Origin of the sequence: Roseovarius sp. (genome assembly GCF_018066915.1) — a bacterium.
Taxonomy (GTDB): Bacteria; Pseudomonadota; Alphaproteobacteria; order Rhodobacterales; family Rhodobacteraceae; genus Roseovarius.
In genome coordinates this window covers 1-11556 of sequence record NZ_JAGPVV010000058.1, presented here as the reverse complement: position 1 = coordinate 11556, position 11556 = coordinate 1, and the positions used below count along the sequence as shown (strand labels likewise).

Sequence of the window (11556 nt, the reverse complement as noted above, 5' to 3'; positions counted from 1 at the left end):
CTCTTCGACGAAGAGCTGGTGCCGGAGGAACTGACGCAGGTCCGCATGGGCAAGATCGTCGGTGCGAGGTTCCCAGAGCTAGATGCAGAGGATCAGGAAGCGGTGCGCCAACATGCAGTTGCTGCACTGAACCTCACCCAGAAGGCGAAAGAGATCGCGCTGTCGAACCGCGATGATACAGAAACAACCGGCAATACCGCCTTGATCGACGGCGTGCGCAAATTCGCAATGGACGTGCGCGAACTCGACATCGACCTGATTGATCGCATCAACCCGTTCGGCGAAGCCTACTCGATTCTGGCAAAGACTATGAGCGAGGAAAGCCTTCGGCAGGTCCAGGCCGTCATCTCGGCGAAAAAAGTGCAGCTGTCACCGGATGAGGCGCGCGATCTTGCGAAGCGAGCCGTTAAGTTCAAGCAAGAGCGAGGCCGCCTGCCGTCGATTACTTCACCGGACCCGTGGGAAAAGAAAATGGCCGAAGGTGTGGCTTATCTCGCGCGCATGAAGCAGGAGGCTGCCAATGGCTAAGAGTTTCACCGACGAAGATGATGCCCTCCTTGCTGAGCTTGGCGTCGAGGTCGAGGTCAAGAAGCAGCTCAGCCGCACACCACGCGAAGAGCGCATCATCGCAGGTTTTGAGGAAATCTTGCGATTTGCAGATGAGCATGGACTGCCTCCCCAGCACGGGGAGGATCGTGATATCTTTGAACGCCTCTACGCCGTGCGTCTTGATCGGATCCGCGACTTGCAGGAATGCCGCGACCTCCTTGCCCCACTTGACGAGCAGGGTCTCCTAGCAAACACCCCTACGCCCTCAGCATCAGACTCCGATGACCTCGATGACGATGCCCTCCTCGCCGAACTGGGCGTGGAAGTTGCTAAATCACCCCTCACGGAATTGAAGCATGTCCGGTCAACAGCCGAGAAAAAGGCTGCCGATGAAGTCGCAAACCGCGAGAAATGCGAGGATTTCGCGACGTTCAAACCCTTGTTTGAGCAGGTCCAGAAAGAACTGGATAGCGGCTTGCGCGAAACTCGCCCGTTCGAGATGAAAGCCGAGATCGAGAAGGGACGCTTCTTCATTGTCAGTGGTCAAAAAGCCTATGTCGCCGACAAGGGCGAGACCATCACCAACGAGCAAGGTCGCACGGATGCGCGTCTGCGGGTGATTTTCGACAACGGGACCGAGAGCAACATGCTGATGCGCTCGCTTCAGCGCGCGTTGAACAAGGACGACGCCGGACGGCGGATCACCGACCAATCGGCAGGGCCACTTTTTTCCGATCAGACAATCGATGGTGACGAGGCGAGCGGGACAATTTATGTGCTTCGCAGCAAGTCCGATCATCCACTTGTGGCCGAAAATCGCGACCTCGTACACAAGATCGGCGTCACCAATATGAGCGTTGAAAAGCGGATCGCTGGCGCACATCTGCAACCAACGTTTCTGATGGCGAACGTCGAGGTGGTTGCGACTTATGAACTCTACAACATCAACCGGACAAAACTGGAGAACCTGATCCATCGCATCTTCGAGCCCGCGCGGCTCGAGATCGAAATCATGGATCGCTTTGGTAGGCCCGTGATTCCGAGGGAGTGGTTTCTTGTGCCAATATTCGCGATAAAGGATGCAGTTGAACGGATCAAGGACGGGACGATTTCGGGCTATGTCTATGACCCGAAACAGGCGCGATTGGTATCTGTCTCATAGCTGGCGCATGGCAGAACAGCACAGCCACATTCGATTTCCAGATCATCCCCTCGCCTTTGCGTCCGAAGAGCGCGCCCGACCACCGAAACGTGTTTTCTTTGGCTTTGCCCTCGCGGCTTCTGCGTATCCCTGTAGCGCTCCTGTATAGGTCTGGATCGCAGTCTCGAATTCCTTGTCGCCCATGGAGATCGCCGCGGGTGCCGCGGGTTCTGGTTTCTCGAGGGTGATTTTCTTCGGCCTGTTCGAGATTGGCGCTGCAGCAGGAGGATATGGCAAGGCATGCCCTTGCCGTGCTTTGTCGATCTCCTCAAAATGCCGGTCCGCATAGTAGCGGATGTGATCCGCCTTGATGGGATATTGCCCCTCAGGCAGGACAAGGACCTTGTCGAGAGGGAAACGCAGCAATTCAGCGGGGGATACCAGCGCCCGTTCTTCCGAGCGACGGCTGATATTTGCGCTTTCCGAGAGCTTGCGCACGGTTGCCTGTGATCTGGTCTTGCCCACGATCGTGCGCTTGCCGAGGGCTGCGGACAGCACGTCTGCGGTGCGATCATCCTGCGGGGTCATGTAAATCTGCACACCAGCGCCGGCCTGCAGAGCGCGGCGGTCGGTTTCGCCGTAGATGCCCTCAAGACCGGGGATCGACTGCGAGATGATAAACAGCCGCCCGCCATAGGAGCGGATCGTCTTGATGCTTTGCAAGACCAGGGGTTGTTTGCCCAGTTGGTCGAATTCATCCATCAGAAACATGACGGGATGTGGCTCGTCCGGTCCGGGATGCGCGCGCTGCAGACATGCGATGGCATCGGCGAACAGGAGCCGGATCAGGGGGGCCAGTGTTTTCAGGTGCTCCGGCTGCACAACAATATAGAGCGACTGTGGCTCTCGTCGGAACGTCCCGAAGTCGAAATCGCTTGCCTGTGTTGCCCGGTCCACCGCCGGATCGAGCCAGAGCTCCAATCCGGCCCCGCGGATCACACTGACATAGGAATCGAGAATCTTGTCCACTTCGTCGGCCATGCTCAGGAAAATCTCTGCCACCACCGGGTTTGCGGTCTGCATCGCGGCCCGTTTGTAGAATTCCTTTTTATTGCCGCCGCCAGTCATGATCCGCAGCGCCTCACCGATCGTCGGCTTGCCGGTCTCGATGGCGTAGAGGCAAGACGCCACGAACAGGCTGCGTCCGGCCTGGAAAAAGCTCTGCGCGTTCACGCTTTCGACGATGAGGAACAAATCCGCCATGGTGTTGACGGCGGTGTATTGCTGCTCGGGGCTGGGCAGATCGGCAATGCGCTGGAGAGGATTGAACCGGTGCGTGCGGGTCAGGACGGGCCCGTTCTTGCCCTCGGGCTGAACGTAGTCATAGGGCGAAAAGTACCAGACCTGATTGTTCAGCGCCTTTTGGCGGTGGATGGATGTCTTCTCGAAATTCTCGCCCTTGACGTCGAGGATCACGGCACTGCCCTGGAAGTGCAAAAGGTTCGGCAAAACGAAGCCTACCCCTTTGCCCCGGCCCGTCGGCGCGATCATCATTGCGTGCGGGAAGCGATCTGGCGTGGCAGACACGAAAGGCGCGCGGGACGCAGGTGACCCGAGCTTGCCGAACAGAAAGCCGTTCTGGGAAAGAGACGCCGACATACGGTTGCGGCGGAGCTCGGGACGCGACTGGAAATGCGCATCATCATAATCGGTGAGCGACCCGCGATGAACGGATGTCGCTCCTGTCGCCGCCAGAAGCAGGGCAGGAAGTGCCGTGATGAGCCAGGCAGTATGTTCCACCGCAGGGTTTGCCTTGATCCGTGGATCAGACAGATTGAGCAGCCAAAGTTCGAAAATATCGAACCCACCCAGGTCTTCGCCAAATCGCACGATCAGATAGAGCGTGGCGATAGCGGCACCGATCCAGATGCCAACACCGAGACCGAGCAGGATGGCGATCGGATACCGCCAACGGCTTTCCATTGCATGCAGCATGTTTTGAATCCTCTAGAGGCCGTAGTCGCCGCTGGTATCGTCCCGGTCGCGCCCCCGCTCCTCGGCGCGCTCGAAAGCCTCGATCCGGGTCCGGTAGGTGGCGGCGGGTTCGCTGTCGCGGCCGGTAATTTCATCACCCGCATCCACTGCGGCGATGGCCTTTAGCTCCGAGAACACGGCTTGTCGCAGACCAGGGTCTTCGATGCGGTCCATGAGCGGATCGATCCGGCCCGCTGCCAGCTGATCCATATCCCCGTCGCGCAGGTCTTGCCGCACGTCGGAGATCAGCTTGTCCAGCGTGGCGATGTCGGCAAGGCGGCTGCCCTGCCCCGCGTCGAGAATGTCCTGACGCGCCAGATCCGCCAAAAGATCACGATCCATGTGCAGCCCCGCAAAGACATCACGCGCGCGCGCCTGCAGGTCGCGTTCGAGCCCAAGCCAGTCCGAGCGCTCCTGTGCGTCCACTGGGCGTGAGGCTTCGAGTTGCGCCTCGCTGCGATGGCGTGCGGTGAAACGGGCAGCGACTTCTTCGACGCTGCTGCCCGCCTCCTCGAGCCGTGACTCCATCGGTGCCAGAACCCGCGCCAATTCCGCTCTGAAACGACCCAGTGCAGCATCGGCCTCGGCGACGAGCGGATTGCCCTCCTCTGCTGCCCGTGCAGCCAGCCCCGCAATCCCCTGCACACTGTAGGGATCGCGCTCGGGCGACACCGATGAAGAATGATCCGCAAGAAAGTCGCGGCCCAGAAGCGTGCCCATTTCGCGGGCCTGCCCGGCAAAGAGCTGTTCCAGTTCGACCTTTTCGGCACCGGGCGCCATGTCCTGAATGGCGCTCCAGGCGCTGTCGGCTTCCGCCTGCAATGTCTCGCGGGCGGCGATCAGACGACCGATCACATCCGCTCCGGCAGCGGGGATATCAACCCCTTCGGCAAACCCTTCTTTCACCGGCATTCCTTTCATCAAGTTGTTGGCGGCAAGCGCTGCGCTTTCCGCGATGCGCCCCATCCATCCATCCGGAGGGGTGTCGGCCTCCAGGCCCATCCCGGCAAGTTGCGCCAGCTGCCGATACCCCTCGGCGTGCCTGCGTATCTCGGCCTCTCGCAGAGCGCGGCTTTCAGGATCCAGCGGGGCAACCACTGGCTCCCGTCCCTCCTTGCGGGCCGCCTGCAAATCAGTGTCCCGCGGGGCGTTTTCCATGATGCCACGCGACAGACGGGAAGAGGCGTTCAGCACCAGCCCGTGCTCGCCCGCGATCTGCGCATGCAGCTCACGCATCATGTCATAGCTGATCTCGGAATGGCGGCTGATCGAGAGGAACTTGCCGTCCTCCATCCCGACCTTGTCGACAAGAACATGGGCATGCACATGTTCTGTGTTGCAATGAAGGGCCGCCACATACCGAAATCGATCCCGGTAATCCCCGCCGAACACCTCCTGCGCCCATTCGCGCGAGATGGCTTCCGCCAACTCCGCCTCGGTTCCCTTGGGAAAGGACAGGATGATGTGATCGGTGTGACCCCGTTTCGGCGCCCCGCACCAGGATGCACTCCAATCGGCAATGACATTTTCCATGCCGCGCTCGCTAAAGACACGATCGATGCCGATCTGGTTCGACCAGGCTGCGACCCGCGCCTCGTCGCGCAGAATGTATTTCATCTGTCGGCGCAACTCTTTGGGTGAATGACACCCGCCCGTGCCGACCCGCTTCACCACGCTTTGCGGCACGCGCAGCGCGTTCCAGGACATCACCGCAACAGCCCCGCCGGACGCGCCACGCCGACGGACCGACGATACGCGCGCCTCGCCTGCCATGGCTGCAGACCGCCGCCCCACATGAGGCAGAATCTCGCCCAAGACCGCCTGCTGGAGGGTGCGTGTTTCAGCCATCGCGCTGCCCCTCCCCAACGTCCCGAAGATCGGACACCCGGACGAAGGATCCGCGCAGCGAGGCCGCGCGTAAAGCCTGCACAGCCCGGGCAACCTCTTCAGCCCGATCCGCAAGCCGACCGACTATTGCCGCGTCGCGCGCGTTCCACCGCAGCTTGCCCGCATGGGCAAGCTTCAGCATCTGCACAAGATTGCGCGCCAAGGCATTGAGCTGATTGGCCGACGCCTTGAGCGCCGTGACCTCGTCCCGGCGAAACGCGACAATGCCGGATGACAGACGGATCATGTGCCGGAGCAGACCCGACGTGGTCATGCCCGTCTCGGCCACAAGCGCCTCGAATGCTTCGGCCTCACGGGCGGACACCCGAACCTGCAGCACGCGGCCCTTTGTGGTTCGATCCGCCACCACGCCGCGCGCCCGCACGCGGGCGACAGTGGGCCGGGAGCAGCCAACACGCACGGCGATCTCCCCATCGCCAAGCCCTTGCGCGGCAAGCCGGAGAACCTCTTGTCGGGCTATGGTGGAGAGGCGTTTGGACATGGGCGGCAAGATTTATCATTAGATAGTTTTTGTAAACACGAAAACTCTAATGAGTCGCCGCACAAGTTTTGTCATACACAATACCGTTCCTGTCAACGTCCCTTTGGTCCGTTGTCGCACCTTCGGTGATCAGCAGGCAGGGCCTTGGCCATGCCTGCTGCAAACCCCGCGCGACAATGAACAGACCGAAGGGACACCGCCTCCCCCGCGCCGCGATCCGGGACATTGGCCCGGATCCTGAACAGGCGCGGGAATGACGTCGGCGCAGCCGACACGATATCCCTTCATTGGCGTTGAATGCTCAGAGGGGTTTTCCCGGAAGGAGAAGAAGACCTTGTGGGATTGGACCGCCTGCGCGGCGCAGTGCTTATGCCGTTGGTAGTGACACGGATGATCGAGGATCAATTGCCAGAGGCCATAAGGCCCCTGAGAGCCAACACCTCGAAGGCTTCGGGCATTGCTAGGGCATTGCTGCATCGGCGCGATGGCGCAAGTGATGCATGACATAACGCTTCTTTGCACGCATGCTCGATTGCCCAAACGCGTACGCCGATGATTGCAGCAACAGTAGATCGCCTCAGCAGCTACAGATTGTTCTGCCCCAAAAGTTGACCGCCTGTATCGCGCAAGGTGTGGACGCCATCCCGAGGCATCGCCATAACAGATCAAGATATACGTTATGGAGACAGTGAATGCTTGTTGTGACGGCGATCTCCGCCAAGGGCGGTTCGGGAAAGACAACCCTCATACAGATGCTTGCGTCCGCCATGCTGGCACGCGGCCGCCGTGTGCATGTCATGGATGCGGATGCTGACAAGCAGATCCTCGAATGGGGATCAAAAAGCGCGCGCGCCGACTTTGGTGATCTGCCACGCCTTCCATGGCCCACAGGCTTGACCGTGGCCGATGCCCCCGAGACCGTTGAAGGCCTTTACCACGCGCTAGACGGATTTGAGGCTGAAGGTGTGGATCTGGTTCTGATCGACACCCGCCCAGGCGAGCACCCCGACACCGAAACACTGGCGCTGGCCTGCGACATGATCCTGGTGCCGGCCGTGCCGGTCCAATCGGATTTCGTGGCGGTCCTGAAAACCCTGACATGGGTTATGCGCATGATCGAGACCCTCGGGCCAGACGACCCGGCCCCGCTGTTTTCCGCTGTATTGATGAATGCGGACAAACGCGCGATCGATTTCGTGACCGCAGGCGATGATCTCGAGCGTGACGCGGCAAGACGCAAGGTTCACCGGCAGGACCTCGAGGTCTTCGAGGTGATTTCAACCCTGCCGCTCCTACCAACGCCGGTGCCCCATCTCACTGCGATCCAGCGCATGCCGCTGACCGGGCCGCTGGGATACGTGCGGGACATTTATGAACAGGATCTTCGTCATCGGTTGCAGGCGGGGCATCTTTCCTCAGCCCTGACACTGTGCGGCGATGTCCTTTGCGACATCGAGGCCATGGTGGACGCTGCCAATGGCTAGGAAGATTCCAAGCCGGTCCGGGACCGCTGTCTCGAACGAAGACAGGCTGGCGCAATCGCGGCAGTTCGCCACGAGCGCCACGAAATATGCCGCATTTAATCAGAGTGCGGCGGCAGCGGTCGCGACAGAAGGCCCAGCGGTAAATTCAGTGGACAAGAAAGAACCCCGGAAAGGGGAAAAGGCAGCCGCGGCTGAAACGGCGCGCATCAACTCGGGGGTATCCACCCAGCCGGTGGCGGATGATGCTTGCAGCACTCGCACCGAAGGGCAGTCTCGAACCTATTACGTGCGCATCGGAGCTGAGGATCAGGCACGGATTGAGGCGCTGGCAGAACGATCTGGCCTTGATCCGGACTACGTTCGGCGTGCCTTGATCAAAGCGGTTCGCGCCCGCATGCAAAACCTGCGCGACACCGCGACCTGGCATGAGGTTGCCTCCGCTGCACGACCACGCCTGGCCGAGCCCAAAGGCACTGGTGCCCCCTTCATGAAATCGATGATCAGGCTCGACGTCGCCCATGTGGCAGCGCTGCAGACGAGCATTGATGACCCGCTCAACGTCTATGGGGTGACGCAACTGCTATCCGCCTTCGGCAAGGTGTTGCTGAACTCCGAGATCGAAGAGCTCGCTCAAAAGATCAGCGGCATCGAAGCCCGGGCAGCGCGTCCTGATCCAGCGTAAAGGCATCGCGTGCGGTCACGACAGCGATCTGACCGCCCGCCTCGATCATGTCGATGAGCTGTGCCCATTCGGCAGGATCAGCATCGCGTTGCGTTGCGATCCCGTCTTGCACAGAAAAGGCAGCCTGCTCTCCGGTCGCCGCGAGAAGAACAACTTGTTGCGGGAATTGGTCATCGTCAAAATGCGACAAAAAGTACGCATGGCTCACGTTTGGGTTGTAGACACGGTCAGGATCGCAAACTAAGAGCAAAGTTCCGTCGTTTGCAGTCGCAGCATAGGTCTCCAGACCTCGCGACAAGCCGAGCTCCCACTCGGCAGCGACAGCCGATGAAGCCGCGCCCAGAAAGAGCGCAATATGTAGAGGCCTGTAAAGCAAGTTTGTAAACTCCGTTTTGTGTTGGCCAAGCATATATAGGTACAGGCATATACCTGCCACCTGATAACTGCGGCTCCGACCAAATGGAGGTCAGGAGTTGAGCATGAAGAATTATGCGGGTTACCCGGTCGAAATTATTTTGGCGACAGTAGATGGTGAAGATGTCGAGGTCGGCGTCGTGTTCCAATGGCGCTGCGGTATGCGCCGTACTAGATGGTCCGACGGCTTCGATCAGACGGACGGCGCAAACTTGAGGTACGTGCCTTATGATGACGCGGGCTAGACCGCGATCAGCGCTACGATGCTCGTGAGCGAGCTGAGCAGGACACGATTGTGATCCGGGGGCAATAACACCGAGAGAGAGAACACGCGGGGCAGGGATCGTTGCAAATGCGACGACGGTTTGCAACGCTGCCAAAGAAGACCGATAGGAGACCCATGAGATGAAAGAGATTTTCAACGTTGGCGAGACAATCTTGCTGAACGGCGCGCCGCTTGCGCTGGTGACCCCCGATGGCGTCAAGGCCTGGATCGAAGACGGCGTTCAGCACAGCTTTCGCCACGACCAAGTGCGCGATCCGCTCAGCGGCCAGATGAAATACCGCTGTCTCTACGAGAAAGACGGGTCGGATATGCCGTTCGTGCTGGTAGGCAACCCTGACAGTCACGAAGGCGCGCACGTTATTCTGTTCGACCAGAAGCCAGACGCATAGCCCTTCGGAATCTTATGCCAGGTGGCGAACACTAGAGCCCCTCGGCTTCGCCTGGCGGCAGCGTCCGCCTTGCAACAGGGATGCAGACCCGTCAGAGCTGAAAGCGGATCGTGATGGCGACCATGTGACAAACGGCTTGGGGTGGCTCAGGATGAGACAGACCAAGACGTATTGGCACAGGAAGACAGCAAGGTCAGAATTCAGGGCGGAGCCTCAGCAGCCCGGCCCCGCTTGCGGGGCTTGCCAATGTCGAAACCTTCACCATTGCAGACAGTCACGCACATCGCAGCATGGAAGCCTCTTTCGCAGGTGCGGCATCGTGTTCGGCCCTTTGCTGCCATTTACCATGCCGCTCCAATGCTGTGGTGCGGCCCGTCGAAGCGGCCACTCGTACATCGCGCAGCATTTCATCGACTGAATCGTCAGTCAGCGCACAAACCAATCTTTAAATTCCTTCACGACTTCCTGTTGTTCGCTTATGCTGCATCGCAGCAAGAGGCGTAGGCATGAGTGTTATCCTGATCTTTTTGGCGCTGACTCTACTGATCGCAGGGGCATGGCGCGGTATATCTGTGCTGGTCCTTGCACCAGTGCTCGCGACGCTTGCTGCATTCGCATCAGGCGCACCCGTTCTTGCGGGCTATACGCAGATCTTCATGCAAGCAGCGGGGGCGTTTGTGATCGCCTTCTTTCCGTTGTTCTTACTAGGTGCGCTTTTTGGAAAGGTGATGGAAGCATCAGGTGCCGCAGCGCGTTTGGCCAGTGCGATTGCATCGGCCCTGGGTGCGAAAAACGCGATCCTCGCGGTTGTTCTGGCCTGTGCCCTGCTGACCTATGGCGGTGTATCGCTGTTCGTAGTGGCCTTCGCAGCTTGGCCGCTGGCCCACGCGCTTTTTGTGCAAACTGGTCTTCCGCAAAGATTGATCCCCGCTTCCATAGCCTTGGGTGCCTTCACGTTCACCATGACCGCCTTGCCCGGCACGCCGTCCATCCAGAACGCGATCCCCATGGCGACCTTCGGGACCACGGCCTTTGCGGCCCCCGGACTGGGGCTGATTGCCGGTGCGGTAATGTTGGTGCTCGGTTTGGTCTGGCTGCAATGGCGGGTGCGCAAGCTTGCCGGTCACCACGTGGCTGCCGTAACCAATACGCCGACAACCTCTGGAGCATTGCCGCTCTGGAGAGCCGCCGCACCGATCCTGTCGGTCGGGGTCGTTACGCTGATCATGGGCAGCGTCGTGTTACCCCTGCTGGATACCGGATATCTGGCCGATGCCGCCTATGGCGCGACCGATTTGTCTCGTTTGCGAGGGCTTTGGTCAGTCATTACGGCGCTTGCTGTGGCACTGATCTTGGCCTTGATCCTCAGCCGCCCGCCACGGGTTATGCAGTCCCTGAACGACGGCGCGGAGTCTGCCCTGCTTCCCCTGTTCAACACAGCAAGTCTTGTAGGGTTCGGCGCCGTCATAGCCACCCTGCCGGGGTTTGACGTCTTCCGGCAAAGCCTTGACGGATTGGCAGGTGGCAATGCGCTCATCTCAGCGGCGCTATCATCGGCGGCCCTTGCCGGGATTACAGGGTCCGCATCGGGGGGCATGTCAATTGCGCTGGACGTGCTGGGGCCATCAATTATAGCGCAGGCAACCCTACAGGGCGTTGATCCCGCCTTGTTGCATCGTGTCATTGCGGTGGCCACCGGGGGGTTGGATACGCTGCCGCACAATGGCGCTGTCGTCACCCTTCTGGGCATTTGTGGCATGACGCACAGGCAGGCCTATGGCGATATCTTTGTGGTGGCAGTTGTTGTGCCGACCATCGCTTGCTCCTTGATTATCGCGCTTGGCATGGCGTTCGGGAGTTTTTAGGTCTCTGCCGTTCCACACGGTTGGTCGAGAGGGCTTATGAAGCCATCAGGCTTCACCGCAAGATCGGGGCATTCGAGCGTATTGATGCTGTTTTCGGCGGTATTGCCGATGAACACCCCACTCAGGCCGGTTCTGGCCACTGGTCCCATCACGACAACATCGGCACCAAGCGCTCGGCTTTGTTCCTGAATGACGGTTTCGGGTATCGCCGAAGCTATCGCAATCTAAAAGACTGGGCCGTCTTCACAGCCCAGAGCTGATCTCAAGCACCAGATGCGCGTCACAGCTCAGCTTCCCTAAAACTGTGCGCTCACGGACTGGCG

General features: G+C 59.8%; 12 protein-coding genes. 7 read left to right on the top strand and 5 right to left on the bottom strand.

The genetic code is table 11. From position 1 onward, the window contains the following. A partial coding sequence (locus tag KBT70_RS03505; RefSeq protein ID WP_296628844.1) for a pseudomurein-binding repeat-containing protein occupies nucleotides 1-528 on the top strand: 528 nt, incomplete at its 5' end. Beyond that, a complete protein-coding gene (locus KBT70_RS03500) occupies nucleotides 521-1711 on the top strand; it encodes a GIY-YIG nuclease family protein (RefSeq protein ID WP_296628842.1) in 1191 nt (396 codons plus the stop codon). The genes KBT70_RS03505 and KBT70_RS03500, both read left to right, overlap by 8 nt. Before the next feature lie 42 nt (nucleotides 1712-1753). On the opposite strand, the gene KBT70_RS03495 is transcribed toward KBT70_RS03500, so the two are convergent. From KBT70_RS03495 to KBT70_RS03485, 3 genes are read right to left on the bottom strand one after another with little or no spacing between them, the layout of a single operon-like run. Continuing rightward, nucleotides 1754-3685, bottom strand: coding sequence for a type IV secretory system conjugative DNA transfer family protein (locus KBT70_RS03495; RefSeq protein ID WP_296628841.1), 1932 nt, complete (start codon nucleotides 3683-3685; stop codon nucleotides 1754-1756). A 12-nt stretch (nucleotides 3686-3697) separates the two neighbouring features. Then, complete coding sequence (locus KBT70_RS03490) at nucleotides 3698-5572, bottom strand: relaxase/mobilization nuclease domain-containing protein (protein WP_296628838.1); 1875 nt, start codon at nucleotides 5570-5572, stop codon at nucleotides 3698-3700. Next, nucleotides 5565-6113, bottom strand: coding sequence for a helix-turn-helix domain-containing protein (locus tag KBT70_RS03485; protein WP_296628834.1), 549 nt, complete (start codon nucleotides 6111-6113; stop codon nucleotides 5565-5567). The genes KBT70_RS03490 and KBT70_RS03485 overlap by 8 nt, the downstream gene beginning before the upstream one ends. A gap of 692 nt (nucleotides 6114-6805) precedes the next feature. On the opposite strand from KBT70_RS03485, the gene KBT70_RS03480 reads away from it, so the two are divergent. Both KBT70_RS03480 and KBT70_RS03475 read left to right on the top strand, forming a co-directional pair. Continuing rightward, nucleotides 6806-7597, top strand: a complete 792-nt coding sequence (locus KBT70_RS03480) for an AAA family ATPase (RefSeq protein ID WP_296628831.1) — start codon at nucleotides 6806-6808, stop codon at nucleotides 7595-7597. Then, nucleotides 7590-8279 carry a hypothetical protein gene (locus KBT70_RS03475; RefSeq protein WP_296628829.1) on the top strand — a complete coding sequence of 230 codons (690 nt, stop codon included), beginning with the start codon at nucleotides 7590-7592 and terminating at the stop codon, nucleotides 8277-8279. Before KBT70_RS03480 ends, KBT70_RS03475 begins: the two co-directional genes overlap by 8 nt. Here the strand turns inward: KBT70_RS03475 and KBT70_RS03470 are convergent. Beyond that, entirely contained in the window at nucleotides 8236-8577 is a 342-nt protein-coding gene (locus KBT70_RS03470) for a hypothetical protein (protein WP_296628826.1), read from the bottom strand. The genes KBT70_RS03475 and KBT70_RS03470 overlap by 44 nt on opposite strands. A 181-nt stretch (nucleotides 8578-8758) precedes the next feature. Here KBT70_RS03470 and KBT70_RS03465 point away from each other — a divergent pair, with 181 nt between their 5' ends. From KBT70_RS03465 to KBT70_RS03455, 3 genes are all read left to right on the top strand, one after another. Continuing rightward, nucleotides 8759-8938: a hypothetical protein gene (locus KBT70_RS03465; protein WP_080457384.1), complete on the top strand. Its 180-nt coding sequence runs from the start codon at nucleotides 8759-8761 to the stop codon at nucleotides 8936-8938. Nucleotides 8939-9098: 160 nt separating this feature from the next. Continuing rightward, nucleotides 9099-9368 (top strand): hypothetical protein, encoded by a 270-nt coding sequence (locus KBT70_RS03460; protein ID WP_296628820.1) that lies wholly within the window; start codon nucleotides 9099-9101, stop codon nucleotides 9366-9368. Between the two features lie 506 nt (nucleotides 9369-9874). Beyond that, nucleotides 9875-11233, top strand: a complete 1359-nt coding sequence (locus tag KBT70_RS03455; protein WP_151975979.1) for a GntP family permease — start codon at nucleotides 9875-9877, stop codon at nucleotides 11231-11233. Here the strand turns inward: KBT70_RS03455 and KBT70_RS03450 are convergent. Next, nucleotides 11230-11382, bottom strand: coding sequence for a hypothetical protein (locus tag KBT70_RS03450; protein ID WP_254699947.1), 153 nt, complete (start codon nucleotides 11380-11382; stop codon nucleotides 11230-11232). The two genes, KBT70_RS03455 and KBT70_RS03450, sit on opposite strands and share 4 nt — an antisense overlap. Nucleotides 11383-11556 lie beyond the last annotated feature (174 nt).